The sequence below is a fragment of the Rhizobium sp. NZLR8 genome, assembly GCF_019685025.1.
Classification (GTDB): Bacteria; Pseudomonadota; Alphaproteobacteria; order Rhizobiales; family Rhizobiaceae; genus Rhizobium.
Window position 1 is genome coordinate 75,235 of the sequence record NZ_JABDVY010000006.1, and the last position, 25,942, is coordinate 101,176.

24 protein-coding genes and 1 other RNA gene are annotated in these 25,942 nt (G+C 61.4%); 17 read left to right on the plus strand and 8 right to left on the minus strand.

The genetic code is table 11. The features are described 5' to 3' along the window. The first annotated feature begins 74 nt into the window (after positions 1–74). The 6 genes from HJB89_RS15440 (at position 75) to HJB89_RS15465 (ending at position 3,932) form a co-directional block, all read left to right on the plus strand. Positions 75–359: an AbrB/MazE/SpoVT family DNA-binding domain-containing protein gene (locus HJB89_RS15440; protein WP_207581681.1), complete on the plus strand. Its 285-nt coding sequence runs from the start codon at positions 75–77 to the stop codon at positions 357–359. Then, complete coding sequence (locus HJB89_RS15445) at positions 356–760, plus strand: PIN domain-containing protein (RefSeq protein ID WP_221150157.1); 405 nt, start codon at positions 356–358, stop codon at positions 758–760. Before HJB89_RS15440 ends, HJB89_RS15445 begins: the two co-directional genes overlap by 4 nt. Next, entirely contained in the window at positions 757–1,797 is a 1,041-nt protein-coding gene (ruvB, locus tag HJB89_RS15450) for a Holliday junction branch migration DNA helicase RuvB (RefSeq protein ID WP_130678301.1), read from the plus strand. Before HJB89_RS15445 ends, ruvB begins: the two co-directional genes overlap by 4 nt. After that, positions 1,798–2,700: a metallophosphoesterase gene (locus HJB89_RS15455; protein ID WP_221116393.1), complete on the plus strand. Its 903-nt coding sequence runs from the start codon at positions 1,798–1,800 to the stop codon at positions 2,698–2,700. Positions 2,701–2,706: 6 nt separating this feature from the next. After that, positions 2,707–3,213: an NUDIX hydrolase gene (locus HJB89_RS15460; protein ID WP_207581684.1), complete on the plus strand. Its 507-nt coding sequence runs from the start codon at positions 2,707–2,709 to the stop codon at positions 3,211–3,213. Between the two features lie 155 nt (positions 3,214–3,368). Then, positions 3,369–3,932 carry a DinB family protein gene (locus HJB89_RS15465; protein WP_207581685.1) on the plus strand — a complete coding sequence of 188 codons (564 nt, stop codon included), beginning with the start codon at positions 3,369–3,371 and terminating at the stop codon, positions 3,930–3,932. On the opposite strand, the gene HJB89_RS15470 is transcribed toward HJB89_RS15465, so the two are convergent. Next, complete coding sequence (locus HJB89_RS15470; RefSeq protein ID WP_207581686.1) at positions 3,929–5,311, minus strand: virulence factor family protein; 1,383 nt, start codon at positions 5,309–5,311, stop codon at positions 3,929–3,931. The genes HJB89_RS15465 and HJB89_RS15470 overlap by 4 nt on opposite strands. Then, the gene (gene mprF / locus HJB89_RS15475) at positions 5,308–7,911 is read right to left on the minus strand and encodes a bifunctional lysylphosphatidylglycerol flippase/synthetase MprF (RefSeq protein ID WP_207581687.1); all 2,604 of its coding nucleotides are present in this window, start codon (positions 7,909–7,911) and stop codon (positions 5,308–5,310) included. Before mprF ends, HJB89_RS15470 begins: the two co-directional genes overlap by 4 nt. Positions 7,912–8,148: 237 nt before the next feature. Between mprF and HJB89_RS15480 the strand changes: the two genes are divergently transcribed. Further along, a complete protein-coding gene (locus HJB89_RS15480) occupies positions 8,149–8,526 on the plus strand; it encodes a DoxX family protein (protein WP_221150158.1) in 378 nt (125 codons plus the stop codon). 5 nt (positions 8,527–8,531) lie between these two features. Here HJB89_RS15480 and HJB89_RS15485 read toward each other — a convergent pair whose 3' ends face one another. From HJB89_RS15485 to HJB89_RS15495, 3 genes are all read right to left on the minus strand, one after another. After that, positions 8,532–10,643, minus strand: coding sequence for a mechanosensitive ion channel family protein (locus tag HJB89_RS15485; RefSeq protein ID WP_221150159.1), 2,112 nt, complete (start codon positions 10,641–10,643; stop codon positions 8,532–8,534). Between the two features lie 196 nt (positions 10,644–10,839). Next, entirely contained in the window at positions 10,840–11,871 is a 1,032-nt protein-coding gene (gene gnd / locus HJB89_RS15490; protein WP_207581690.1) for a phosphogluconate dehydrogenase (NAD(+)-dependent, decarboxylating), read from the minus strand. Between the two features lie 129 nt (positions 11,872–12,000). Beyond that, positions 12,001–12,483, minus strand: coding sequence for an SRPBCC domain-containing protein (locus HJB89_RS15495; RefSeq protein ID WP_221150160.1), 483 nt, complete (start codon positions 12,481–12,483; stop codon positions 12,001–12,003). 71 nt (positions 12,484–12,554) lie between these two features. On the opposite strand from HJB89_RS15495, the gene HJB89_RS15500 reads away from it, so the two are divergent. The 3 genes from HJB89_RS15500 (at position 12,555) to HJB89_RS15510 (ending at position 15,671) form a co-directional block, all read left to right on the plus strand. Beyond that, positions 12,555–12,887 carry a helix-turn-helix transcriptional regulator gene (locus HJB89_RS15500; protein WP_221150161.1) on the plus strand — a complete coding sequence of 111 codons (333 nt, stop codon included), beginning with the start codon at positions 12,555–12,557 and terminating at the stop codon, positions 12,885–12,887. Between the two features lie 145 nt (positions 12,888–13,032). Beyond that, positions 13,033–14,016 (plus strand): NAD(P)-dependent oxidoreductase, encoded by a 984-nt coding sequence (locus HJB89_RS15505; RefSeq protein WP_221150162.1) that lies wholly within the window; start codon positions 13,033–13,035, stop codon positions 14,014–14,016. A 167-nt stretch (positions 14,017–14,183) separates the two neighbouring features. Then, positions 14,184–15,671 (plus strand): esterase-like activity of phytase family protein, encoded by a 1,488-nt coding sequence (locus HJB89_RS15510; RefSeq protein WP_221150163.1) that lies wholly within the window; start codon positions 14,184–14,186, stop codon positions 15,669–15,671. A gap of 80 nt (positions 15,672–15,751) precedes the next feature. On the opposite strand, the gene ssrS is transcribed toward HJB89_RS15510, so the two are convergent. The 3 genes from ssrS to HJB89_RS15525 all read right to left on the minus strand — a co-directional run bounded on the left by ssrS (position 15,752) and on the right by HJB89_RS15525 (position 16,758). Continuing rightward, positions 15,752–15,910: non-coding RNA, 6S RNA (ssrS, locus tag HJB89_RS15515), on the minus strand. A 59-nt stretch (positions 15,911–15,969) separates the two neighbouring features. Continuing rightward, entirely contained in the window at positions 15,970–16,356 is a 387-nt protein-coding gene (locus tag HJB89_RS15520) for a cell division protein ZapA (RefSeq protein WP_221116399.1), read from the minus strand. Between the two features lie 126 nt (positions 16,357–16,482). Continuing rightward, positions 16,483–16,758 carry a DUF4164 domain-containing protein gene (locus HJB89_RS15525; protein ID WP_037078920.1) on the minus strand — a complete coding sequence of 92 codons (276 nt, stop codon included), beginning with the start codon at positions 16,756–16,758 and terminating at the stop codon, positions 16,483–16,485. A gap of 332 nt (positions 16,759–17,090) precedes the next feature. Between HJB89_RS15525 and tkt the strand changes: the two genes are divergently transcribed. From tkt to HJB89_RS15560, 7 genes are all read left to right on the plus strand, one after another. Further along, entirely contained in the window at positions 17,091–19,064 is a 1,974-nt protein-coding gene (tkt, locus tag HJB89_RS15530; RefSeq protein WP_221150164.1) for a transketolase, read from the plus strand. An 82-nt stretch (positions 19,065–19,146) separates the two neighbouring features. Continuing rightward, positions 19,147–20,157 carry a type I glyceraldehyde-3-phosphate dehydrogenase gene (gene gap, locus HJB89_RS15535; RefSeq protein ID WP_207581697.1) on the plus strand — a complete coding sequence of 337 codons (1,011 nt, stop codon included), beginning with the start codon at positions 19,147–19,149 and terminating at the stop codon, positions 20,155–20,157. Positions 20,158–20,399: 242 nt separating this feature from the next. Then, positions 20,400–20,714: a hypothetical protein gene (locus HJB89_RS15540; protein ID WP_207581698.1), complete on the plus strand. Its 315-nt coding sequence runs from the start codon at positions 20,400–20,402 to the stop codon at positions 20,712–20,714. A gap of 176 nt (positions 20,715–20,890) precedes the next feature. Continuing rightward, positions 20,891–21,070 carry a hypothetical protein gene (locus HJB89_RS15545; protein WP_207581699.1) on the plus strand — a complete coding sequence of 60 codons (180 nt, stop codon included), beginning with the start codon at positions 20,891–20,893 and terminating at the stop codon, positions 21,068–21,070. 396 nt (positions 21,071–21,466) lie between these two features. Continuing rightward, on the plus strand, positions 21,467–23,341 hold the full coding sequence (locus HJB89_RS15550; RefSeq protein WP_207581700.1) for a potassium/proton antiporter: 1,875 nt from the start codon (positions 21,467–21,469) through the stop codon (positions 23,339–23,341). A gap of 69 nt (positions 23,342–23,410) precedes the next feature. Beyond that, entirely contained in the window at positions 23,411–24,613 is a 1,203-nt protein-coding gene (locus HJB89_RS15555; RefSeq protein ID WP_207581701.1) for a phosphoglycerate kinase, read from the plus strand. 224 nt (positions 24,614–24,837) lie between these two features. After that, complete coding sequence (locus HJB89_RS15560; RefSeq protein WP_207581702.1) at positions 24,838–25,863, plus strand: class I fructose-bisphosphate aldolase; 1,026 nt, start codon at positions 24,838–24,840, stop codon at positions 25,861–25,863. Positions 25,864–25,942: the final 79 nt, after the last annotated feature.

Here is a 25,942-nt window from a genome sequence, read left to right on the forward strand (position 1 = left end):
AGTAGGATAAACTGTCACTTTTCTGCCAGTTTGCAAGCATTCCAACTGCCGCACAAAAATGGGATTTCCGAACGATGTGGGGAGAATTTACGCTTTCGCCCAAAGGTCAGATCACGCTCCCCAAAGACTTGCGGGATGCTCTCGGCCTTCGACCTGGCGATCAACTGGTTTTCTCCGTCATCGACGGAGAAGTCGTGATGACACCGAAATCGATCAACTTCAACGACCTTGCAGGCCTTCTCGGAGCGCCTCCGAATGGTCGTGCCTCGCTGGAGGAGATCGACGTGGCCGTCACCGATGCTGCGGGCAGCGACGTGGTCGATGAAGCCAGACGATCGAAATCGGATATCGCAGCATGATCGCCTATGGCGTAGATACCAACGTCCTGCTGAGACTCATCGTCGACGATGATCCGGAGCAAAGGGCGGCTGCACTGAAATTCGGCGGGGGTATCGGCAGGGATTATCGTGGATTTCTCTCCCTGCTGAACCTTTTGGAACTGGATTGGGCATTGCGCGCGCGGTTCGGCTTCAAGAAAAAGGACGTCGTCCATGCAATCGGCAAATTGACACACGTCAGAGGTTTGGACATCGAAAACCAAACCCTCGTTATCATGGTGCTAAGAGCCGTGGAAACGCGCAATGCCGATTTTGCCGATGCCTTGATTGGTTATCGCGCCGCGGCTGAGGGATGCCAGGCGACTAAGACATTTGACCGGCACGCATTCAAGACCGTGCCAGGCATGGAGCTTCTTTCATGAGCGAACCCGCCCGCCTGATATCGCCGGAAAAGCGGGGCGAAGATCTCGATATCACCCTGCGCCCGCAATCGCTGGACGAATTCACCGGCCAGGCCGAAGCGCGCGCCAATCTGAAAGTTTTCATCGAGGCGGCGAAGAACCGCGGCGAGGCGCTGGACCATGTGCTCTTCGTCGGCCCGCCCGGCCTCGGCAAGACGACGCTGGCGCAGATCATGGCGAAGGAGCTCGGCGTCAATTTCCGCTCGACATCCGGTCCAGTGATCGCCAAGGCCGGCGATCTCGCGGCCCTGCTTACCAATCTCGAGGAGCGCGACGTGCTCTTCATCGACGAGATCCATCGCCTCAATCCCGCCGTCGAGGAAATCCTCTATCCGGCCATGGAAGACTTCCAGCTCGACCTTATCATCGGCGAAGGCCCTGCCGCTCGTTCGGTGAAAATTGATCTCTCGAAATTCACCCTGGTGGCGGCCACCACCCGCCTCGGCCTGTTGACGACGCCGTTGCGCGACCGCTTTGGCATTCCGGTGCGCCTGAGCTTCTACACCGTCGAGGAGCTGGAACTGATCGTGCGCCGCGGCGCCCGGCTGATGAACCTGCCGATTACCGAGGAAGGCGCCCGCGAAATTGCAAGACGCGCCCGCGGCACGCCGCGCATCGCCGGCCGGCTGCTGCGGCGTGTGCGCGACTTCGCCGAGGTGGCAAGGGCCGAATCCGTCACCCGCGAGATTGCCGACGAGGCGTTGACCCGCCTGCTGGTCGACAATGTCGGCTTCGACCAGCTCGACAAACGCTATCTCAACATGATCGCCGTCAATTTCGGCGGCGGCCCGGTCGGCATCGAGACCATCGCCGCCGGGCTTTCCGAGCCGCGCGACGCGATCGAAGACATCATCGAGCCCTACATGATCCAGCAGGGTTTCATTCAGCGCACGCCGCGCGGCCGTGTTCTGACCGCAATCGCGTGGAAACATCTGGGAATGCAACCGCCCAAGGATATGGAGGCTGCGCAGTTCCGGCTGTTCCAGGAGGACAACTGAGTGATCACCCGCCGCGGATTCTTCAAGGTTCTTGGCGGCGGTGTCGCAGGCGTCATGTCCCTCGGCGGTTACGCCTTTGCCTATGAACCGTTGGCAAGGCTCGCCATCACCCGCTACCGGCTGACCCCGCCCGGATGGACGCCAGGGCTCAAGCTCCGCATCGTCGCGCTCGCCGATCTTCATGCCTGCGAACCGTGGATGTCGGCAAGCCGCATCACCGCGATCTGCCACAGAGCCAATGAACTCGAAGGCGATGTCACCGTTCTCCTCGGCGATTATGCTGCCGGCATGAACATGGTGACGCAATATGTGCATTCGAGCCAATGGTCGAAGGCGCTCGCCACCTTGCGGGCCCCTCTCGGCGTCCATGCGATCATGGGCAACCACGATTGGTGGGAAGACAGGTCGGCCCAGAAAAACGGCGGCATGGAAACGTTCGGGCACCGGGCGCTTGCCGACGTCGGAATCCCGGTCTACGGCAACCGCGCCGTTCGGGTCGAAAAGGATGGCCGCGGCTTCTGGCTGGCAGGCCTCGAAGATCAGCTGGCGCTGCTGCCCGGCAAAAAGTGGGGCCGCACCCATATGCTCGGCCTCGACGATCTCGATGGAACGATGGCTCAGGTGACCGACGATGCACCCGTCATCCTGCTCGCCCATGAGCCCGATATCTTTCCGCGGGTGCCCGAGCGCGTCTCGCTGACGCTATCGGGCCACACACATGGCGGACAGATCCGTTTCCTCGGCCGTTCGCCGATCGTCCCCTCGCGTTACGGCAATCGTTACGCATATGGCCATATGGTCGAGGAGGGTCGTAATATCATCGTGTCCGGCGGCCTCGGCTGCTCCATCGCACCGGTGCGCTTCGGCGTCCCGCCGGAAATTGTCGTGATCGATCTCGGATAGAATAGCATGACCAAGCGCACTCTCATCCGCCTGAATGCGGGCGCCGAGCGATTCAATTATCGCATCGCCGGTCTCGGCTTCCGCGATGGCCACGTGCTCGTCCATCGCGCCGTGCATGAACCCTTCTGGACCTTTCCGGGCGGCAGGGCGGAAATCGGCGAGACCTCGGAAGAAACGCTGAAACGCGAGATGGTGGAGGAGCTGGGCGTCGAAGTCTCAATTTCCCGCCTGCTCTGGATCGTCGAGAACTTCTTCCGCTACGAACACCGCAACTGGCATGAACTCGGCTTCTATTACCTGATGGACATCCCGCCGGAATTCCCGTTTCAGCCACACCAAATCATTCATCGCGTCGAAGACGGCGACAATCATCTCGAATTCAAATGGGTGGCGGCAACGCGCACGGCCCTGACCGCGCTCGACATTCCGCCCTATTTCATCGCCAATGAAATCGAGAACCTGCCCCTAGCACCCCGTCATCTCGTCTGGCGCGACGGCAACCTCGATGACTGAGACTGAGGCAACCGTTCCAGAGCGTGATGCAGAAAAGTGTGAGCGGTTTTCTTATCACATCACGCTCTAACTCTTTAATGCAGAACAGGATCATTTTAGGCCGACCGGGCCTATAACCATCCTGTTCTAGAAGCACTTGAAGAGGAAAGCTGCCGATGCCGACCTTCGATCCCGTCAGGGCATTCCGCAAACTTGGCTATAACAACGCCCTTGCCAACCACCGTCTGCTTCAGACCTGCGCGGCACTGAAGCCCGGCGAATTCGAAGCGCCGCGCACAAGCTTCTTCCCCTCGATCAAGGAAACCTTGAACCACAATATCACGGTCGACTGGTTCTATGTCGACGGACTGGAAGGCGGCACGCTCGGCTACCAGGCCTTCGAGGTCGATGAACCCTTCGATGACGTTTCATCGTTGACCGAAGCGCAGGCCAAGGTTGATCAGCGCCTCACCGCACTTTGCGAGGCTCTGACGCCGGAGAGGCTCACCTCGACCATCAGCCTCCATCGCGGCGCCCGCATCCAGGAAGAGCGGATGGAAGACGTGCTCGCTCACCTCTTCCAGCACCAGACGCATCATCGCGGCCAGGTGCATGCGATGCTCTCCGGCACCAGCGTTGCTCCGCCACAGCTCGACGAATTCATCGTCGCCGACGATGCGCGGTTTCGCGGCGAGGAACTCGCCGAACTTGGCTGGAGCGAAGCGAAGCTGATGCGTTAATCCTGCAGGCGTCTTTTCAGACCGTCGATGATCGTCTTGGTAAGAAGGTCGTAATTCTCGTCGAAATGGTGGTCGCCGGGCAGTTCGATGACCTCGGCGCCGCTATCCTTCAATGCCGGACAGGCGACATCGTCATCGTCGTCCTTGCCGTAGATGCATTGCACGAGCTTTGGATCGACGTTCTTCAGATCGCTGACGGGATCGCCTCCGGCACCATCCGTTTTCTGGCCAAGCCAGCCGAGAACGGAGATGACGTAGTCGACCTGGTGCGAGAGCGACAGCAGCGATAATTGCGCCACCGCCGATTTTTCAGCGGGCTTGAGAAGCTGGTAGGTCGCCGGCACGACATCGGCGCCGAAGGAATATCCGACGAGCAGCACATGCTTCACCTTCCACTGCTTGCGGTAGAAATCGATGATCTTCGAAAGATCGGCGGCGGTCTCATCCGGCTTGCGTTCCGACCAGAAATAGTGAAGCGAATCGACGCCGACGACCGGAATGCCTTCCTTCTGCAGCGTGCCGCCGACCTCCTTGTCGATGTCGCGCCAGCCGCCGTCGCCCGAATAGATCACCGCCATCGTATCGAGGGCGGGGGTCGCCTCAAGGACCGCAAGCGGCAGGCCGAGCGGATTACCGAAGGCGCCGGAAGCGGTGACGAGATCGTCGAGCGTATCGGCAAACACCGTCTGCGCATCGTCGGTGGAATCGCGGATCTCGATCGCGGCATGGACCCTCTTCAGCGCTTCGGCATGCGCCTTGCCATCCTTGGCGGCATTGGGCGTGAAGACGGTGACGATCGGATCCGGCAGGGCACCGTCGCTGAGGCCATACATGATACGCTGGCCGACGACCTTCTTGGAAGCCGGCGTGCAAAGCTCTTTGGCAAGCGGAATGCCGGCGACCGGATCGACGGCAAGTGTCTGGCCGATCGTCGCATCCGGTGTCTGCGCGGCAATCGCCAGCGCTAAGGCCCCGCCCTCGCCGATGCCGGCGACGATCGGCAGGTGATAGGCATTGTTGCCGGTCGCGCGCTGGACCTGCTGGCTCAGAGATTCGATGTCCGAAACCATGTAGACGCAGCCATCGTTGAGGCTGACGTCATATTGGCTGAGCGCCTGGATATAGGAGGGAAAGTCGACGCCGATGACGACGGCGCCTTCGGCGACCAGCCTGTCGGCCTCCGCCTTCTCATAGTCGCCCCAACCGGCGGCATCCGAGATCAGCATCACCGTGCCCTTTACCTCCCCTTCCGGAAGGAAGATGTGCGGTGACGGGATGAGCCCGGTTTCAAAGCTCTGCGTGGTCTCCTCGGCGGCGTCAGCTGGTGCGGCCGCGAGCATGCAGGCGCATGCTGCGGCAAGAAGGAATGTCCTGATCATTTTCTCACTACCCCTTTCAATCCGCCCCCGATCAGAAATGTCGCGTCCATCAACGCGATCATCGGATTGCCCCCTCCAGAGACCGCAAGATAGCGCGGTTGCCAGTGCGGATGAAACTTTGATTTGAATGCCCGAAGGCCTTTGAAGTTGTAGAAGCGCTCGCCATGTTCGAAGACGGTGCTGCCGATGCGGTCCCAGACAGGCGCCGCCTCGCGTTTCGACATGCCCGAAAGGGGCGCCATGCCAAGATTGAAGTGGGTGAAACCCTCGCCGCGCAGATATTCCATGATCTGCACGAAGAGAAAGTCCATCGAGCCCTTCGGCGCATCCGGCGAGAAGCGCATGAGATCGATCGTGCCTTCCTGCCTGGATTCGGTCACGAGGATATTGGCGAAAGCGACGATCATGCCGTCCTTTTTCAGGATGCCGACCGGTTGGGAGGAGACGTAGTCAGGATCGAAGGCGCCGAGCGAAAAGCCCTTTTCCTTGGCGTTGTGATGCTCGAGCCAGGCCGTGGAAACGGCGGAGAGGTCATCGATGACCGAGGGCACATCCTCAGGGACGACGACGGCAAATTCCAGCCCGTCGCGCTGGGCACGACTTGCCGTCTGGCGAAGGTTCGCCCATTTGCCGCCCTTCATCTCGAAGGCCCTCAGATCGGTCACTGCCAGTTCGCCGAGCTTGAAGGCGCGAAGGCCGGCATCGGCGCAAGGAGAAAGCAGCGACGGCGAAATCTGATAGAACACGGCCCGGCAGCCGGCGGCGCGCGCCGCTTCGACGAAACGCCAGACGAGCTCCTGCACGGCGCGATGTTCGCCGACCGGGTCGAACAGCGCGATCCAGGACCGGCCCTGCCGACCATACATGATGAAGGCGTCACCCTTTTCCGAGAACATGATGCTCTTGTCGCCCATGCGCACCAGATTGGCGTCGGCGTTGCCCTGCTTGGCGACAATCTCGACGGCACGCTCTAGCGCCTCCTCCGTCGCCGGTTCCGGCCGGAAGGTCGCCGGCCGAAGCAGGCTGAAGACGGCGATCGCCGACGAGATGATGGTGATGCCGAGAACAGCGCGCAGTCCCCGCGGCGCTTCGGCGGTGAATTCGAACTGCCACCAGAGCTGGTTGCTGTATTCGACATCGCGATAGACGAAGAGCAGGATGACGACGGCGCCGACGACAATGACGGCAATCGCCATCAGCCAGGACGCCGTCAGCGCCTGGTTGAGCAGCGAGGCATGGCGGGTAAAAAGCCGCCGGCTGACGAAGAGCCCGAAGATGAGGAAGGCGAGAAACGCGGCTTCGACCAGCGCGATCGCCTTCAGCAGCGACAAGGTCAGTGCGGCAAGGGCGGAGAACACCGCGACCCACCAGGCGCCGTCGAGCCGCTGGCCGAGGCCGCGCGCCGCAACGACGAGCGCAAGCCCCAGCAGGCTGGAAAGGAAATGCGCCCCTTCCACCATCGGCAGCGGCAGATAGTTGGAGAGGAATTCGAGGTTCTGGTCCGGTGTCGGCGTGACGCTCGAAAAGATCAGCATGACGCCGAGCAGCAGGGCGAGAGCCGACAGCAGCTGCGGCATCAGCCTTCCGCCGATGCGCCGCACGCTGGAAGCGGCCGGATGATCGACGAAACGGCGTAGCTCCGTCGCCGACACCGCGAGCACGGCGATCAGCAGCGGCAGCACATGGTACACCAGCCGGTAAAGTACCAGCGATCCGAGCACGGCATCGATGTTCACGGCGCTGCCGAGTGACGCGATAATCACGGTCTCGAACACGCCGAGCCCGGCCGGAACGTGGCTGAGCACCCCGAGACCGACCGCGATCGCATAGACGGCAAGGAAGACCGGCCAGCCGATTGCCGTCTGCGGCAGCAGCACGTAGAGCACCGACGCCGAAGCGGCGATATCGAAGGCGGTGACGAGGAACTGCCGCGACCAGGTGCGCGAATCCGGCAGGCGGATTGCCACGGGACCGAGGTCGAGCACGCGCCCGTCACGGCCGATGATCATCACTGCGCCCAGAATGGCGACGATCGAACCGGCGGCCAACCGCAACAGGAAGGGGCTGACGCCGATGAGCGGACCGATCTCATCGGCGATGATGATGAGGGCGATCGCCCCGACCCCCGCAAGCCCGAGACCGAAGGAGAGTGTGACGAAGGCGATGATGCGGCCGATATCTTCGGGCGAAAGCCCCAGGCGCGTATAGGCGCGATAGCGGATCGCGCCGCCGGAAAGCGCGCCGAAGCCCGCGGTATTGCCGACGGCATAGGCACTGAACGCCGTCAGCGCCACATGCGGGAAAGGCAGCTTTTTGCCGATATATTCTATCGCGTTGAGATCGTAGAAGATCAGCGAGAGGAAGCTTAGGGCCGTGAAGAACAACGCAAGCAGGATAGCGCTCGGTCTGGTCGCCGCCAGCGCATCGACAACGTCGTCATAGCGCACCTCGTTGGTGAGCTGCATGATCGCATAACCGACGAGGCAGAAGACCACGAGTGTCGCCGCTGCCGTCAGCGGCGTTCTGTAACGCCTGAACAATCCGCGAAAAGAAAATCCGTCCGCGTCTTCCATCTCTTTCAAATTGTCGTGACCCGACATCTCTTATCCTGCTGCAATTGCCAGCTCGGCGGGAATCATTTTTGAAAGACGTAACATGACAGGCATATAAGCTCCATGAAGCCGTGCCGCCGCTACCCCAGCCCCGCCGCCTTGGCCTCCATCACCCTCAATTGGGGCGAATTTGCGCAGGCGAGCGTGACGGCACATTGCATTTTCGTAAGCTTCGGGCGAGCTTGACCCTTGCCGGAGATTTGAGATGCGGGAGAACAGTTCGATATGCATGATGGCCCGGCGCTGATGATGATCGTCCTCGGCCGTCTGTTGCTGGGCGGCATCTATGTCGCTGGCGGCATTCATCATTTTTTCGTCATCGTGCCGCTGACCGACGCGATCGAGGCCCGCGGCGTCCCTCTTGCGAAATCGGTGCTGCTCTCGGGCAGCATATTCCAGATCGTTGCCGGCCTCCTGCTGATGCTGGGCCTCTTCGTCACGGCAGCGGCATTCGGTCTCATCCTCTTCACTCTTGCCGCCACGGTCATGCTGCTGAATTTCTGGGATATGCAGGGAACGGCCCGCGAAAGCGCGATCAACACCTGGAAAACCAACATGGCGATCATCGGCGGCCTGTTGATTACAGCCGCCGGTGCAATGTGAGGCGGTTATGCCGCCGGCTCGCCATTCGCCCGCGCATGGGCGGCGTAGCGGGCGACGGCAGCATCGACCTCCGCATCGCGATCACCCGCCACCTGCACCGTCGGCACGGCGAATTCGATGCCGTTCTCCTTGAAGGCATTGCGGATCATCGCCAGCGCATTGCGGCGGATGACGAATTGCTCGCCGGGTTTCGTCATCATCGACAGCCGGATTTCGATCGCGAATTCGCCGAACTGCTCGACACCCTTCATCTTCAGCGTCTCGATGATATGAGGGCCGAATTCCGGATTTTCGAGCAGCGTCTGGCCGATCTGCTTGATCACCTTCTTCGCCTTGACCAGATCGGTGTCGTATTTGACGTTGAGGCTGATCTTGTCGATCGTCCAGTCGCGGTTGAGGTTCTTCACCGCGCCGAGTTCGCCGAACGGCACCGTCGTCAGCGGCCCGCGATGATGTCTGAGCTTCACCGAGCGCAGGCTGAAAGCCTCGACCACGCCCTTGTGGCTGCCGCTTTCGATGTATTCGCCGATACGGAAGGCATCGTCCCAGAGATAGAACATGCCGCTGATGACGTCCTTGACGATCGTCTGCGCACCGAAGCCGACCGCGACGCCGACGACGCCCGCGCCGGCGATCAACGGCCCGATCTCGATGCCGAGGCCGGAGAGCACCATCAAAGCGGCGATGACGGCGATGACGACGGCAAGGATATTGCGGAAGATCGGCAGCAGCGTCAGTATCCGTGCGCGTTTGGCCTTCTCTTCGTCCGTTGCTCCGCCATCCACGGATGAATCGAGCAGCTTGCCGTCGATATAGGCCTTTATGACATGCCAGAGAAGATCGGCGGCAAGCAGGATGACGATGCCGCCGATGACGCCGCGCGCGATCTTGTCGACCATGGTGTCGCCGGCGGCCATCGTATCGGCGCCGACGCCGAGCATGCGCCCGAGCCAGATGGCGGCAATGGCAATGATCAGCGCCCGCACACCGCGGTCGAGCAACACGGCCGCAATGCGGCGCGTGGCCAGGAAGCTTGCTTCGGTCTGCTGCAGCGATTTTACCGCAATCGTCGAGACGGCAAGCACGCGCGGCAGCAGCAGCACATAGATGCCGAGCCAGAGCAGCCAATTGAAGCCTGCGACCCAGAGGCTCCAGAGCAACAGGAAATAAACGATGAGCGCCCAGGAGGTCCCGTGACCGCGCTTCTCATCCTTGTGCGGCCGCGACCAGACCGCTGCGATCGCAATCAATAGCAGGCCGATGCCGAGGATATAACCGACGAGGAGCCGCACACTCGCGGAATAGCCGAGCGGCTCCATCGACTGGATCACCGCCCAGCCAAGCATGAAATAGATGACGAAGGTCGCGCAACGGCGGTACCAGAAGAGCGCAACGGCACGCCCCGGCATGGTCGGGGCGGTGATGCCCTGTCGTTCTTCTTCGGCCCGCGCCAGCCAGATGAGATCGACCAGCACGCCGCCGAGGCAGATCGTGAAGCGTTGCACGATGAGCGCGACGACGCAGACGATCGCGATGCTCTGGCTAAGCGGTGGCCAGCCGAGGCTGAGAAGCGCAAGCACCGTTGCCGCCGCGAAGATCAACGCCGGGATGACGCGCGGCGCCAAATGCATGCCGGCCATCTCAGCCAGGCGACGCCGGCGACGGCGGAAGGCATAACGGGCAATGCTCTCGACAATAGCGCCGAGCAGGAAGATCGCCAGGAACTGCGCCACCATGCGCGACCAGCCGTTCGCGGCGATCTCACCGAAGAACAGCGAGGATGCATTGCCGATCTGAAAGGGTAGCGTCATCGCTGCATCGGAGACCATCGAGACGTGCCGGCGGGCATGCTGCAATAGGCCTGACAGCACCGACATCTGATCCGCAGCCGCGGAACCGCCCGCAGGTGCTGTCGCCATCTGGTTCGACATCCACTGCTTGACTTCAGGTTTCTGCATGAGCTCCATCATCTCACGCACTTCGGCCGGCGGACCTGCTGCGGCAGGAACCGAAGATGGGCTCTGCGCCGCTCCTGGGGAAACTGCCGCAGCAAGCGTCGACAGCGCCATTGTCCAGAATAGGGCGACCCTGAATATCCCTGCCATGTCACGCTTCATTGCCGCCCTCCGATGGAGCGCCGGCCGCCGACACAAGGCGAGGCGGACGTCTCCCGATAGCAATGGAATAGCCGCGACCGATGCCGGCAGCAAGGAGGGCGAAAGCGAAGACCGTGAGGAAAGGCCGGCAGTTTTATGGCCGCCGCCCTCGCCACACCAGGTCACAATGCGAAACGGGCGCGCACGACGCCTGACTTCACGATTTGGCGGCCGGCTTTTCCACGTGGCCACCAAAGCCCGCCCGCATCGCCGACAGCACCTTGTTGGCGAATTCGTCGTTGTCGCGCGAGGAGAAGCGGCCGTAGAGCGCAGCACTCAGCACCGGTGTCGGCACGCTTTCGTCGATTGCCGCCATGATCGTCCAGCGGCCCTCGCCGCTGTCGGAGACGCGGCCGGCATATTTCGACAGCGAGGGGTCGGCATGCAGCGCATCGGCTGTCAGATCGAGCAGCCAGGAGGTGATGACGCTGCCGCGGCGCCAGACTTCGGCGACATCCTGCAGGTTGAAGTCGTATTGGAAATGTTCGGGATGGGCAAGCGGCGCGGTTTCCGCGTCGGCCACATGCGAGGCAGCGCCGATATTGGCGTGTTGCAGGATATTGAGACCCTCGGCATAGGCGGCCATCAGGCCATATTCGATGCCGTTATGCACCATCTTGACGAAATGACCGGCTCCATGCGGGCCGCAATGCAGGTAGCCCTGTTCCGCGGTGCTGGCCGCAGCCGCTTCGGCGGTGCGGTTCGGCGAGGCTTCCGTCGTGCCGGCGCCGGGCGCCAGCGTCGCGAAGATTGGGGATAGATGCTGGACGGTGCCCTTTTCGCCACCGATCATCAGGCAATAACCGCGCTCCAGGCCGAAGACGCCGCCGCTGGTGCCGACATCGACATAGTGGATGCCCTTGGTGATAAGTTCGGCGCCGCGGCGGATATCGTCGTGGTAATACGAGTTGCCGCCGTCGATGACAATGTCGCCGTTCTGCAGCAGCGGCATCAGGCTCGCCAGCACCTTGTCGACGATCGCCGCCGGCAGCATCAGCCAGATTGCCCTGGGATGGGTGAGCTTCGAGACGAACTCTTCGAGCGAAGCACTGCCGGTCGCACCGAGGCCCGCGAGTTCGGCAACGCTTTCCGGCCTGGCGTCGTAGACGACGCATTCGTGACCGCCCCGCATCAACCGCTGGACCATGTAGTTGCCCATGCGGCCCAAACCAACCATGCCAAGCTGCATAATAAAATCTCCTGGAAATCGAGATGAAGTATCGAATCCGGAAATTAGCACCCGCAGTGTGACAGGCAAGCGAAGTCTGGCCCCTATGGGCGAATGCGACGATTGCGCCGCCGATCTCCTTGAGGTTCGTCAGACATCCGGCGCGCTGGCCGGCTCTCCCTTCATTTCGCTGAGGAACATGCCCTCGCGCAGATTGATGCCATATTCGATAAAAGCCTTCATGCAGCAGAGCATCTGAGTCCAGCCCTCGCAGTTTAGATAGCTGCCGCGCCGGCCGGCATCGTCCTCGCGCCAGCCGGTCTCGGCGATGGTCACCAAGGTGCCGCCATCCTCCAGCGGCTTGAAATTCATCTCCACCGACGTCTTATAGGTCGTCTTGTCGTCGTCGATGCCGCCATCCCAGCGGAGCACGATGCGGCTTTCCGGCACGAGTTCGACCACCTCCACTTGGGCGTCCTTCCACCAGGTCACCGTCGTGCCCTTGACGAGCGGTGCGCTCGCCCCGCCGATCGTGGTGAAATAGCTGCTGAGCTTCTTCGGGTTAACGACGGCGTCAAATACCTCTGCGACGGGACGGCCGATGCGGCCGGAAACACGGATTCCGAGAGACATGGCACTTCTCCTCTTCTCCATTATGCTCGTATTCCATTGTACTCGGATCCATTATGTTATAAAACCATAACATGTCAAGCGAATCGACCGACGACCCCGTTTTCAAGGCGCTGGCGCATCATCGCCGCCGCGAAATCCTCGACCTGCTCAAGGATGCCCCCCGCACCACAGGGACGCTCTGCGAGATGTTTCCGCAAATGGACCGCTGCACGGTGATGCAGCATCTGAAAGTGCTGGAGGAAGCCGATCTGGTCATCGCCCGGAAGGAAGGCCGCGAACGCTGGAACCACCTGAACAGCCTGCCGATCAAGCACATCCATGACCGCTGGATCAGCGCTTACGCCGGCCACGCTCTATCGATCCTCGACCGGTTGAGGAGCGATCTCGAAGGCCAGCCGGAATAATGATCCGGCGGTCGAACAGCTTGCATCGCGGCCCTTTGTCAGAGCATCGGCTGAGCCTGCAGCTTTCCTGCATGCTCATGCATAAATCATGCGTTGTCCGCAAACGTCAGTCTTTATAGCCGCCGCCGCCGAAGGAGAGGATGCAATGACGATACTGGTGACGGGAAGCGCCGGCCATCTCGGCGAGGCGCTGATGCGCAGCCTGCGAGCGCAAGACCGGACGGCGCGCGGAATCGATATCAAACCCTCAGCGTCCACCGACATGATCGGCTCGATCGCTGATCGCGCTTTCATCCGGCAGGCGATGTCTGACATCCGCCACGTCGTCCATGCCGCCACACTGCACAAGCCGCATGTGGCGACCCACGGCAATCGCGATTTCCTCGACACCAATGTCGGCGGCACGCTGAACCTGCTCGAAGAGGCGGTCGCCGCCGGCGTTGCAAGCTTCGTCTTCACCAGCACCACCAGCGCCTTCGGTGCGGCATTGACGCCGGCCGCCGGCGAACCGGCGGCATGGGTGACCGAGGACATGCTTCCAGTCGCGAAAAACATCTACGGAGTGACGAAACTCGCCGCCGAAGGTCTGTGCGAATTCTTCGCCCGCAACTCCGGCCTGCCGGTCGTGATTCTCAGGACATCGCGCTTCTTTCCCGAAATCGACGACGATCCTCACATTCGCGGCGGCTATTCGGCAGAGAATGCCCAAGCCAACGAGCTTCTTCACCGCCGCGTCGATATCGCCGATGTGGTCCGCGCCCATCTGCTGGCGCTCGACAAGGCGCCGGCAATCGGCTTCGGCCGCTACATCGTCTCCGCCACGACGCCGTTTTCGGCGACCGATCTCGTCGCGATCCGGCACGACGCGTCTCTTGTCGTCGAACGACTGTTTCCGGGTACAGGCGCCCTCTATGCATCACGCGGGTGGACGATGTCCCCGACGCTCGACCGTGTCTATGTCAACGCCCGCGCAAGGCGGGAACTGGGCTGGCAGCCCCGATATGATTTCCAACTCGTACTCGATTGCCTGCGCGACAACAGGGAATGGCGCAGCCCCTTGGCGCTGGACGTCGGCTCGAAATTCTACCGCGACGAGGTCTTTGCCGAAGGGCCTTATCCGGCCGGGTAAGCAGCAAGCTGGAATGCGGACACGCGGATGCCCGACATTCTCTCGGCATGGCCTTTTCGCTGCAAAGCGTCATCCAGATATCATGATCCCGTCATAGACCGTCTGCGGTGTCCGGCCTGCCGGCGGAAGCCGTTTCGAGAGCGCTTTTGACCGAGAGGGTATTTTTCATGAAAAACGTCAGACCATATGCATCGCGGTTGTTCGCCGCGGTTCTTGCCGCATCCGCCGCCGTTCCGGCCGTCGCAATGGCCGAGAATTCCGCCACCGCCGGCCGCCTCACCTTCATCAACAAAGGCCTGGTCGGCATCGGCCGCATCCCGGCCAACCAACGCGACAAATTCGGTGAGACCTTCGGTTCCGGCTCTGGCATGGCGATCGATCCAACCGCCTGGAGCCGCGACGGCGCCAGCTACAAGGGCATGCTCTACCTGCTGCCCGACCGGGGTTACAATGTCACCGGCACAGTCGACTACCGCCCGCGCCTGAACACCATCGCGATCAGCCTCACGCCGGTTGCTCCGGGCGCAACACCCGAGGCCGGCAAGGAGCAGTCCGGCGTCGACGCAAAGCTTGTCGATTCCATGCTCTTTGTCGATGACAAGGGCGCTGACATGACCGGTCTCGATCCGGAATCCGGCGTGCGCGTCGCTGCCGACAATTTTCCGCCGCTGCCGCAGGCTGTAAACGGCAAGATCGCGCTCGACAATGAAGCCATCATCCGCATGGCCGACGGCACGATGTTCGTCAGCGACGAATACGGCCCTTATATCTACCGCTTCGCAGCCGACGGCCACCTGCTCTCGGCGACCCAGCCGCCGAAGGCGCTTTTGCCGATGCGCAAGGGCGCGCTGAGCTTCGCCTCCAACAATCCCGGCCCCGGCGCCTCCGCTCCTGATCCGAAGGATCCGGAGACCGGACGCCAGAACAACCAGGGTCTCGAAGGCATGGCAATGACGCCGGACGGCAAGTTCATCATATCAGTGCTGCAGTCGGCCACCCGCCAGGACGGCGGCGATTCCAGCTCGACCCGTCAGAATACCCGCGCCATGATCTATGACGCCGCCGATCCCGATCATCTGAAGCTGGTGCATGAATATGTCGTGCCGCTGCCGGTCTTCAAAGATGCCAAGGACAAGACGGTGATCGCCGCCGAGAGCGAAATCGTCGCCCTGTCCGACAAGACCTTCCTGATGCTCGCCCGCGACAGCGGCAACGGCCAGGGCCTGAAGGGCGACACCTCGCTCTACCGCAAGATCAACATCGTCGACCTCTCCGATGCGACCGATATCGCCGGCAGCGATTTCGATGCCGACAAGCCGATCGCGCCGAAGGGCGTCGTCGATCCCTCGCTGACGCCGGCGACGCTGACGCCCTTCATCGACATCAACAACAAGGCCGACCTTGCTCGCTTCGGCCTGCACAACGGTGCGCCGAACGACAAGAACAACCTGTCAGAAAAATGGGAAGCCATGGGTCTTGCAAGCGTTCTCGACCCGAACCTGCCGGACGACTACTTCCTGTTCCTCGCCAATGACAACGACTTCTTGACACAGGATGGTTTCCAGGTCGGTGTGGCTTACAAAGCGGACGGCGGTGCCGATGTCGACACGTTGTTCCAGGTCTTCCAGGTCACCCTTCCAGGTCTGAAAAAATAGCGGACGCGCTGAACCGGGCGGACGCGTAAACCGCGTTCGCCCTGTCGGTCCGGCGCCGTCGAAGGGGATGGAAGGGAAAGGTGCGATCCACGACAACCGATGGATGTTTACGATCCTGGGTGCCTACAAACGTAGGTGGGCGCCGTGTGTCCAGGCCCACGGGCCTAGCCAGGGACAGCTCCCTTTGGATCGAGTATGGCCCCAGGGATTGTGGTTCCTGTCGAGAGGCGCAGACCGCATCGCGATATATAAGGTCGTTTGCGCCAGCGCGCCAGTGGCGGCGGCACGTCGTCGTTATTTAATTCAGATCCATTGAGTTCGGGGCGGGCCGTCCGTTCAGCTTGTCGGTGATTCCGCGAATCCGACTTGAAACCTCGCTGAGCGCCGCCGCGAGATTTTCTTCGGTGCGGGCGGTGGCCGCAAGCACCGTGTCGCGGTTGCCGCGCAGCGACTCGAGCTCGGATTCGAGCCCGGCGACGCGGCGCGTCAACTCGGAAATCTCGTCCATGATCATGATACCGGCCATGACGGTGATCCTGAGATCGCCGATTTCCCCGAACTGCCCCTTGAGATGGCCGACATAGCGGTCGAAACTGGTCGCCAGATCGGTCAGGTGGTCCTCCTGCCCTTCCTCGCAGGCCATGCGATAGGCCTTGCCGTCGATCGTTACCGTCACCTGCGCCATGCCAAACTCTTTCTACGAGAGCATGATGCCGAAAGGTATGAGCGGTTTTCGGACGACATCATGCTTAACGCTTAAATGAGAACAGGATTCAGATTTTGGGCCAACTTGGCCTAAAATCATCCTGTTCTAGCGATCCAGAACCGCGCGGATCGTTTCCATGGCCGTCACCAGCCGCCGCGATACCTCGCGGTTGACTTCCTCAAGCCGGTTTGCGCGGAATTCGGCCTGGTCGAGCTCCTGCGCCAGCCGCGAACGGTCGGCGTGCACGCGCCGCACCTCGCCCTCGATCTCGCCCTGCTCGCGCTGCCGCTCGACGCGCATGTCGACGGCATTTTCGAGGCCCGAAATCGCCTGTCTCAATTCGTTGAGCGCTGCTTCCATGGTTTTGCCTGTGGGCATCATGCCTTCCCGATTCCCGCGCAGGATCCGCGAATCGGCACGCCGCGCCGATCCTGCGATTTAAAAAAGATATGCAGCTCGCCGACGGCCCGTCAATAAATCCTGTCACCTGCCTACCGGCCTATCCTGTGGATGAGCGTTTTACACATGCCGACAATAGGTGATTTGTCATTTGTACAACCGCGCGATCAAATGTCAAAATTGCCATTACCCGCCCGGATTTGGCTTGCCATTTATTGACTTGCCCGCCCCAACTGCTATGTCTCTGCCGCTTTCACTCGATGGTCTTGGAGGCTCGAGGCCATCCCCCGACACCCGGAACTTGCGGAAAAGCCATGACCTCTCCCGAACAACACGACCGGATGGCGAATGCAATCCGTTTTCTCGCCATGGACGCCGTTGAAAAGGCGAACTCAGGCCACCCCGGCATGCCGATGGGCATGGCTGATGTGGCAACGGTCCTGTTCACCAAATATCTGAAGTTCGATCCGAAGAAGCCGCGCTGGCCGAACCGCGATCGCTTCGTACTCTCGGCCGGCCACGGCTCGATGCTGCTCTATTCGCTGCTGTATTTGACCGGTTATCCTGACATGACGATCGAAGATCTGAAGCAGTTCCGTCAGCTCGGCTCGAAGACTGCCGGTCATCCGGAATACGGTCACGCGACCGGCATCGAAACGACGACCGGTCCGCTCGGCCAGGGTATTGCCAATTCCGTCGGCATGGCGATCGCCGAACGCAAGCTGCGCGAGGAATTCGGCGCCGATCTTCAGGATCACTATACCTATGCGATCTGCGGCGACGGCTGCCTGATGGAGGGCATCAGCCACGAAGCCATCGCGCTCGCCGGCCACCTGAAGCTCAACAAGCTCGTTCTGTTCTGGGACAACAACTCGATCACCATCGACGGCGCCGTGTCTCTCTCGGATTCCACCGATCAGGTCGCCCGTTTCAAGGCCGTTCATTGGAACACGATCGAGATTGACGGTCACGATCAGGCTGCCGTCGCCGAAGCGATCGAGGCTGCCCACAAGTCCGACCGGCCGACCTTCATCGCCTGCAAGACGATCATCGGCTTCGGCGCCCCGAACAAGCAAGGCACCCATAAGGTCCACGGCAACCCGCTTGGTGCCGAGGAAATCGCCGCCACGCGCAAGGCGCTGAACTGGGAATCTGAGCCCTTCGTCATCCCGTCGGACGTCTTGGATACCTGGCGTGCAGCCGGCGCCCGCTCCGTCGATCTCGTCAACGCCTGGGAACAGGGTCTGGCCAAGGCTCCGGCCAAGGCCGAATTCACCCGCCGCATGGCAGGCGAGCTGCCGGAAGGCTTCGATGCCGCAATCAGCGCCTTCAAGAAGAAGCTTGCCGAGACCAAGCCGACCGTTGCCACTCGCAAGGCTTCGGAAGACGCGCTCGAGGTCATCAACGGCTTCCTGCCGGAAACGCTCGGCGGCTCCGCCGACCTGACGCCGTCGAACAACACCAAAACCAGCCAGATGCACTCGATCACGCCGACGGATTTCGCCGGCCGTTACATGCATTGGGGCATCCGCGAGCACGGCATGGCCTCTGCGATGAACGGCATTGCGCTGCACGGCGGACTGATCCCGTATAGCGGCGGCTTCCTGATCTTCACGGATTATTGCCGCCCGCCGATCCGCCTTGCTTCGCTGATGGGCATCCGTGTCATCCATGTCCTGACGCATGACTCGATCGGCGTCGGCGAAGACGGCCCGACGCACCAGCCGGTCGAACAGCTCGCCGGTCTGCGTGCCATCCCGAACCTGATGATCTTCCGTCCGGCCGACGCCACGGAAACGGCGGAATGCTGGCAGATCGCCATCAAGACGCACAACCGTCCTTCGGGCCTTGCTCTGACGCGCCAGAACCTCACTGCGTCTCGCACCGAATACAGCGAAAAGAACCTCTGCGAACAGGGCGCTTATACGCTGGCCGGCAATGCCGACGCCAAAGTGACGATCTTCGCCTCCGGTTCAGAAGTCGAAATCGCCATCGCCGCCCGCGCAGCCCTTGAAGCCAAGGGTGTCACGGTGCGCGTCGTATCGGTTCCCTGCACGGAACTGTTCTTCGAGCAGCCGGACGCCTATCGCAAGGAAATCCTCGGCAACTCACCGGTAAAGATTGCCGTCGAAGCCGCCGTCCGCGAAGGCTGGGATGCCTTTATCGGACCGGAAGGCACTTTCGTCGGTATGAAGGGCTTCGGCGCTTCCGGCCCGGTGAAGGACGTTTACAAGCATTTCGGCATCACCACCGACGCCGTCGTTGCGGCCGCGGAAGCAAAGCTTTAATGAGGGCGCCTTGAGGCGCTCTCCATCTCCTCAATTCCAGGCCCGGCTGTATCGGGCCCTACTCTATCGGGAGTGAATGAACATGACAGTCAAGGTTGCCATCAACGGCTTCGGCCGCATTGGCCGCAACGTCCTTCGCGCCATCGTCGAATCCGGCCGCACCGACATCGAAGTCGTCGCCATCAACGACCTCGGCCCCGTCGAAACCAATGCCCACCTGCTACGCTACGACTCGATCCACGGTCGCTTCCCGGCCACCGTGAAAGTCGAGGGTGACTCGATCATCGTCGGCAACGGCAAGCCGATCAAGGTCACCGCCATCAAGGATCCGGCGACACTTCCGCACCGCGAACTCGGCGTCGACATCGCGATGGAATGCACCGGCATCTTCACCTCCCGTGACAAGGCTGCCGCCCACCTGACGGCCGGCGCCAAGCGCGTCATCGTTTCGGCACCTGCAGACGGCGCCGATCTGACTGTCGTCTTCGGCGTCAATCATGACCAGCTCACCAAGGAGCACATGGTCATCTCCAACGCGTCCTGCACGACAAACTGCCTGGTGCCGGTTGTAAAGATCCTCGACGACGCCGTCGGCATCGACCACGGCTTCATGACGACGATCCACTCCTACACCGGCGACCAGCCGACGCTCGACACGATGCACAAGGACCTGTATCGCGCCCGCGCCGCCGCTCTTTCGATGATCCCGACCTCGACAGGCGCTGCCAAGGCAGTCGGCCTCGTTCTGCCGCATCTGAAGGGCAAGCTCGACGGCACCTCGATCCGCGTTCCGACCCCTAACGTTTCCGTCGTCGACTTCAAGTTCGTCGCCAAGAAGGCCACCAGCGTTGGCGAAATCAACGAAGCCATCATGGCTGCCGCAAATGGCAAGCTGAAGGGCGTCCTCGGCTACACCGACGAGCCGCTCGTCTCCCGTGACTTCAACCACGACAGCCACTCCTCGATCTTAGCAACCGATCAGACTAAAGTCATGGAAGGTAATTTCGTGCGCGTCCTGTCCTGGTACGACAATGAATGGGGCTTCTCCAGCCGCATGTCCGACACGGCTGTTGCGTTTGCCAAGCTCATCTGAGCGCTCTTAAGGCATCGACATGCAAGCGGCCCGGGAAACCGGGCCGCTTTTTGTTGCCATGCCGCAAACGAAACCAACCTTTCCGCACTGGTATCTTTTCGTCCATTGCAGAGATGAGATCTGTTAGGATAACTCGCCTGGACATTCCAAAATGCCCAGTTTCCTCGCGCCGCATCGGCCACCGGCCAGGCGCGGAACACCAATACCGTGCGGCAGCAGTGTCGCTGATATGAGAGAGATGGATGGATTACTTTACCGTAGAAATCGCCGGCCGTGCCGTTGCCAGCTTTCGCTCCGAAAATCACGAGGAAGCGACCCATTTCTTCGAGGCGGAAGACTTTCGTGACGATCTGACCATCCTGGAATCCGAAGGCAAACCCCTGTGGGACCGTAAAGCGGTGCTCAGCCTGCGCAAGGCAACCGCCGAGGAGGCCAGCGAAGTCGAGCACGCCTATGAATTCGACGATGATCCGGAACGGACCATCGAGGACGAGTTCGTCGTTTTCCTGGTCCCGGTCGCGGATCTGACCGACGTGGGCGAGGACTCAGAAGACTGACCGACGATCTGCATCGTTTTCCGATTTCGAAAGCCACACCGACGCGACGGGTTCGGTGTGGCGTTGCCGTCCGCAGGCAAGGATTGATCACTTGGCAATCCGCTGGCAAAGCGTGATAGATTGCCGAGATGCATAGCGCCGCGCAATGGCGAAGATAATCCAAGTGGAGGCGATTAATGGCAGAGGCACAAAAACGCTTGTCCCACACCACGCTCAAGCGGCGGCAGCGGTTTCACCGCAAGCGGGACGTCCGACCTGCGGTGCTTGCAAAGGCCAATCGCCTGGTTATCTGGGTCGCCGCGTTCATCGGTCTCTCGTTTCTCGCCATCGTCATTTTTCAGGCGGTGTTGGGATAGCAGAGCAGCGGCCCCGCTCTCTGCATGCGCGCCTGCAATCCCTTTTCCCATCATTGAGAAGGCAGACGCACCGCGTGAACGCAAAAACGTGGCTTGGCCTGTTGTCGTTCGCAGATACCGGCAGGAAAAATCCGTGCCTGTCTCTTTTGCCCTGCTCTCGCCTGAATTTCCGATACATTCCTTATAGACAATTTCTCCCGTAGCATTCCGTGTCGGTTGGCCGTCCGGCAGCCGTTCAGTAGCATGATGCAGCGTCGCGACGAGGTTAAGCCGCAAGGCCTACCCTTCTCTGACGTTTTGCCGTTTACTGGACCGCCGCGGGTGAGGAGGGGTTGGAGTAAGGCGGATCGGCCGGGGCGGCTGTATTCGTCAAGCAGTCGATGGAAAGGGGTGGGCATGGAAGCGTTTTATATCGTGGTGCTGGTCTCGACGGCGCTCGTGCTTCTTGCCGCTTTTTCGAGCCTGCTTGCCTTCCGCTTCGGCGCCCCCCTGCTGCTGCTTTTCCTCATGATCGGCCTCGCCGCCGGCGTCGACGGGCTCGGCATTGAGTTCAGCAACAATTACCTCGCCTATATTCTCGGCTCTATCGCGCTGGCCGTCATCCTGTTTGATTCCGGCTTTGGCACGCCGATGCAGGCCTTCCGCCTGGCGGCCGTTCCCTCGCTGGCACTCGCGTCGGTCGGCGTGCTGATTACCGCCTCGCTCTTTGCCTTCGCGGCGATGTGGCTTTTGAACTTCACCTGGCTGGAAGGTCTGCTGCTCGGCTCGATCGTCGCATCGACGGATGCCGCCGCCGTCTTCTTCCTGCTGCGCATTGGCGGCATCAACATCCGCGACAAGGTGCGCTCAACGCTGGAGGTCGAATCCGGCACCAACGACCCGATGGCGATCTTCCTCACCATCGCCCTTGTCGAGGTGCTGGCGAGCGGCGAGCGTTCCGCCGGCATCAATATCGGCATGCTCGCCATGTTCGTGCAGCAGATGGGCCTCGGCGTCATCCTCGGCCTGCTCGGCGGCATGATGATCGTGCTGATCGTCAGTAAGCTGGACACCGATCGCGGCCTGACGCCGATCTTCGTGCTGGCGCTTGCCCTTCTCGTCTTCTCCTTCACCGGCGCGGTCGGCGGCAGCGGCTTCCTCGCCGTCTATGTCGCCGGCATTTACGCCGGAAACCGCAAGATGCAGGCGATCGGCACCATCAAACGCTTCCAGGACGGCATGACCTGGCTGGCGCAGATCATCATGTTCCTGGTGCTCGGCCTGCTTGCGACGCCGTCGCAATTCCCGGTCATCATCGTGCCCGCCATTCTGCTTGCCCTCTTCCTGACCTTTGTCGCCCGGCCGTTGGCGGTCTGGCTGTCGCTGCTCCCGTTTGATTACACGCAGCAGGAAATCGGCTTCGTTGCCTGGGTCGGCCTGCGTGGCGCCGTCTCCATTCTGCTTGCCATCATGCCCATCCTCGGCGGGCTTGAGAACGGACAAATCTATTTCAACACGGCCTTCATTATTGTGCTGGTCTCGCTGCTCCTCCAGGGCTGGACGATCAAGCCCGTCGCCAAGAAGCTCGGCCTGATCATTCCGCCGCGCATCGGTGCCGTCGATAAGGTCGAGGTCGACCTGCCGGGCGCGGCCAACCACGAACTGCTCTCCTACCGCGTCATCAAGGATAGTCCAGTGCTGCGTGGCGAACGCATCCCGCGTTGGGCGACGCCTTCGCTGGTGATCCGCGACGGCAAGTCGATGCGCTACCAATATGCCGGGCGGCTGCGCGAGAACGATCTCGTCTACCTCTTCATCGTGCCGAGCTACTCCCGCCTGCTCGACCGGCTCTTCGCCAGCCGTGCGCCAGTGGATGAGGACGATGCCGATTTTTTCGGAGCCTTCGCGCTCTCACCTGCCCGCCCCGCCGCCGATCTCGACGCCGCCTATGGCCCCGGCCTGCTCAACGAAACGGAAAAGGGCCTGACGATCGCCGAATTGATGCGTCAGCGCCTCGGCGGTAAGGCCGATTATGCCGACCGCGTCCGTCTCGGCTCCATCATTCTCATCGTCCGCGATCTCGACGAGCACGACCACATCACCTCCGTCGGAATGTCGCTCGAAGCGGTCGAACCAGCGATCACGCTGCCAATCTTCATCAATCTCAAGGACATCATCCAACGCATCCGCGACCGGCTGAAAGGGCGCCGAAGCCGCGAAACCGCCGCCTCCGAAATCGCGGCGAAAGCACCGCCCCGACGTGACGAAGGCACACGCGAAAACGGCCGTTGAACGCCTTGCGTCTCAAATGATCCTTGCTATGGTCGCCGCAACTTCCGCCAACCAAGACTGGATTTCCCCATGCCTTCTTTCAAGACCCTCGACGATCTTTCCGACATCCGCGGCAAGCGCGTTCTCGTCCGCGTCGATCTCAATGTCCCGGTCAAGGATGGCAAGGTCACCGATACGACGCGCATCGAGCGTGTGGCGCCGACGATCCTCGAACTGTCCGAGAAGGGCGCCAAGGTGATCCTGCTTGCTCATTTCGGCCGGCCGAAGGACGGCCCTTCGCCGGACCTGTCGCTGTCGCTGATCGCCCCTTCGGTCGAGGAAGTGCTCGATCATGCCGTGCTGACGGCGTCCGATTGCATCGGCGAGGCGGCCGCCTCCGCCGTCGCGGCGATGAATGACGGCGATATCCTGCTTCTGGAAAACACCCGCTTCCACAAGGGCGAAGAAAAGAACGACCCCGACTTCACCAAGTCGCTTGCTGCCAACGGCGACATCTATGTCAACGACGCCTTCTCCGCCGCCCACCGCGCCCATGCCTCGACCGAGGGCCTCGCCCACCACCTGCCGGCCTATGCCGGCCGCACCATGCAGGCCGAACTGGTGGCGCTGGAAAAGGGTCTGGGTGATCCCGCCCGCCCTGTCGTCGCGATCGTCGGCGGCGCCAAGGTCTCGACCAAGATCGACCTCCTGATGAACCTCGTGAAGAAGGTCGATGCGCTCGTCATCGGCGGCGGCATGGCCAATACTTTCATCGCCGCCCGCGGCACCAATGTCGGCAAGTCGCTCTGCGAACATGATCTCGCCGAAACCGCCAAGCAGATCATGATCGAGGCCGCGACCGCCGGCTGCGCCATCATCCTGCCGGAAGACGGCGTGATTGCCCGGGAGTTCAAGGCGGGTGCCGCCAATGAGACAGTCGATATCAACGCCATTCCCGCTGATGCCATGGTGCTCGATGTCGGGCCGAAATCCGTCGAGGCCATCAACGCCTGGATCGAGCGCGCTTCGACTCTCGTCTGGAACGGCCCCCTCGGCGCCTTCGAGATCGAGCCCTTCGATGCCGCCACGGTCGCTGCCGCGAAATACGCCGCGGAGCGCACTGCAGCCGGCAAGCTCACCTCCGTTGCCGGCGGCGGCGACACCGTCTCGGCGCTGAACCATGCCGGCGTTGCCGGCGCGTTCACCTATGTCTCCACAGCCGGTGGCGCTTTCCTCGAATGGATGGAGGGCAAGGAGCTTCCCGGCGTCGCCGTCCTCAACGCCGCCAGATAGTCACAAGCCGATTCGACTGGTTTTACATGTGGATAGACCGCGGCGGCGAGAGCGCCTTCCGCGGTCTTTTGCTCAGCCGGTGGAAAAAATCCCAGATATTCAAACGATTGAATTGATTTCAATCGTTTCAATGACTTAGCCTTCCATTTTCCTCACTATCAACTTCTGTTATCGCCGTCCTATATTCTTAAATCGCCGATGTTTAATGCTGTGGAGAGAACGAGATGAGCGAACGACTGGAAGACATTGCAGTGCAGATGGTTGCAGGCGGCCGGGGACTGCTTGCGGCAGATGAATCGACCTCCACCATCAAGAAGCGTTTCGACACCATCAACCTGGAATCGACCGAAACCAGCCGTCGTGACTACCGGGAGATGCTCTTCCGCTCCGACGAGGCGATGAAGAAATATATCTCCGGCGTCATCCTCTTCGAAGAGACCCTTTTCCAGAAGGCCGCGGACGGCACGCCTTTCGTCGACATCATTCGCGCTGCAGGTGCCATTCCCGGCATCAAGGTCGACACCGGCGCCAAGCCGATGGCGAAATATCCTGCGGAAACCATCACCGAAGGCCTCGATGGCCTCGGCGAACGCCTTGCCCGCTATTATGAAGCCGGCGCCCGCTTCGCCAAGTGGCGCGGTGTCATCGCCATCTCGTCGACATTGCCGACCCGCGGTTCCGTCCGCGCCAACGCTCAGGCGCTTGCTCGTTATGCCGCACTCTGCCAGGAGGCCGGGATCGTTCCGATCGTCGAGCCGGAATGCCTGATGGACGGGAAACCGGGCGACCACACGATCGACCGCTGCGCCGAAGTCACCGAATCGACGCTGCGCATCGTTTTTGAGGAACTGGCCGATGCCCGCGTCAACCTCGAAGGCATGATCCTGAAGCCAAACATGGTCATCGACGGCAAGAACGCCCGCAAGGCCTCGGTCGCGGAAGTTGCCGAGCGCACGGTCAAGGTTCTGAAGGCGACCGTTCCGCCCGCCGTCCCCGGCATCGCCTTCCTGTCGGGCGGCCAGACGACCGAAGAAGCGACGGCGCATCTTTCCGCCATCAATTCCAGTGCCGACCTGCCCTGGCTCGTCACCTTCTCCTACGGCCGCGCCCTGCAGGACAGCGCCCTCAAGGCCTGGAACGGCAAGCCTGAGAACGTCGCCGCCGGCCAGCGCGAATTCACCCACCGTGCCGAGATGAACAGCCTCGCGGCCAAGGGCAGCTGGAAGAAGGACCTCGAAAAGGCAGCTTGATTTTTTCAGCAGCCTTAACTCCGATAAAGAAGGGGCGACAACACCATGTTGCCGCCCCTTCCTGCATTGTCACGGCGAC

Excerpts from the sequence above, each read along its gene's own strand:
- HJB89_RS15440 (WP_207581681.1), top strand. The coding sequence starts at position 75 with ATGTGGGGAGAATTTACGCTTTCGCCCAAAGGTCAGATCACGCTCCCC.
- HJB89_RS15445 (WP_221150157.1), top strand. The coding sequence starts at position 356 with ATGATCGCCTATGGCGTAGATACCAACGTCCTGCTGAGACTCATCGTC.
- ruvB (WP_130678301.1), top strand. The coding sequence starts at position 757 with ATGAGCGAACCCGCCCGCCTGATATCGCCGGAAAAGCGGGGCGAAGAT.
- HJB89_RS15460 (WP_207581684.1), top strand. The coding sequence starts at position 2,707 with ATGACCAAGCGCACTCTCATCCGCCTGAATGCGGGCGCCGAGCGATTC.
- HJB89_RS15465 (WP_207581685.1), top strand. The coding sequence starts at position 3,369 with ATGCCGACCTTCGATCCCGTCAGGGCATTCCGCAAACTTGGCTATAAC.
- HJB89_RS15470 (WP_207581686.1), bottom strand. The coding sequence starts at position 5,311 with ATGATCAGGACATTCCTTCTTGCCGCAGCATGCGCCTGCATGCTCGCG.
- mprF (WP_207581687.1), bottom strand. The coding sequence starts at position 7,911 with ATGTCGGGTCACGACAATTTGAAAGAGATGGAAGACGCGGACGGATTT.
- HJB89_RS15480 (WP_221150158.1), top strand. The coding sequence starts at position 8,149 with ATGCATGATGGCCCGGCGCTGATGATGATCGTCCTCGGCCGTCTGTTG.
- HJB89_RS15485 (WP_221150159.1), bottom strand. The coding sequence starts at position 10,643 with ATGAAGCGTGACATGGCAGGGATATTCAGGGTCGCCCTATTCTGGACA.
- gnd (WP_207581690.1), bottom strand. The coding sequence starts at position 11,871 with ATGCAGCTTGGCATGGTTGGTTTGGGCCGCATGGGCAACTACATGGTC.
- HJB89_RS15495 (WP_221150160.1), bottom strand. The coding sequence starts at position 12,483 with ATGTCTCTCGGAATCCGTGTTTCCGGCCGCATCGGCCGTCCCGTCGCA.
- HJB89_RS15500 (WP_221150161.1), top strand. The coding sequence starts at position 12,555 with ATGTCAAGCGAATCGACCGACGACCCCGTTTTCAAGGCGCTGGCGCAT.
- HJB89_RS15505 (WP_221150162.1), top strand. The coding sequence starts at position 13,033 with ATGACGATACTGGTGACGGGAAGCGCCGGCCATCTCGGCGAGGCGCTG.
- HJB89_RS15510 (WP_221150163.1), top strand. The coding sequence starts at position 14,184 with ATGAAAAACGTCAGACCATATGCATCGCGGTTGTTCGCCGCGGTTCTT.
- HJB89_RS15520 (WP_221116399.1), bottom strand. The coding sequence starts at position 16,356 with ATGGCGCAGGTGACGGTAACGATCGACGGCAAGGCCTATCGCATGGCC.
- HJB89_RS15525 (WP_037078920.1), bottom strand. The coding sequence starts at position 16,758 with ATGATGCCCACAGGCAAAACCATGGAAGCAGCGCTCAACGAATTGAGA.
- tkt (WP_221150164.1), top strand. The coding sequence starts at position 17,091 with ATGACCTCTCCCGAACAACACGACCGGATGGCGAATGCAATCCGTTTT.
- gap (WP_207581697.1), top strand. The coding sequence starts at position 19,147 with ATGACAGTCAAGGTTGCCATCAACGGCTTCGGCCGCATTGGCCGCAAC.
- HJB89_RS15540 (WP_207581698.1), top strand. The coding sequence starts at position 20,400 with ATGGATTACTTTACCGTAGAAATCGCCGGCCGTGCCGTTGCCAGCTTT.
- HJB89_RS15545 (WP_207581699.1), top strand. The coding sequence starts at position 20,891 with ATGGCAGAGGCACAAAAACGCTTGTCCCACACCACGCTCAAGCGGCGG.
- HJB89_RS15550 (WP_207581700.1), top strand. The coding sequence starts at position 21,467 with ATGGAAGCGTTTTATATCGTGGTGCTGGTCTCGACGGCGCTCGTGCTT.
- HJB89_RS15555 (WP_207581701.1), top strand. The coding sequence starts at position 23,411 with ATGCCTTCTTTCAAGACCCTCGACGATCTTTCCGACATCCGCGGCAAG.
- HJB89_RS15560 (WP_207581702.1), top strand. The coding sequence starts at position 24,838 with ATGAGCGAACGACTGGAAGACATTGCAGTGCAGATGGTTGCAGGCGGC.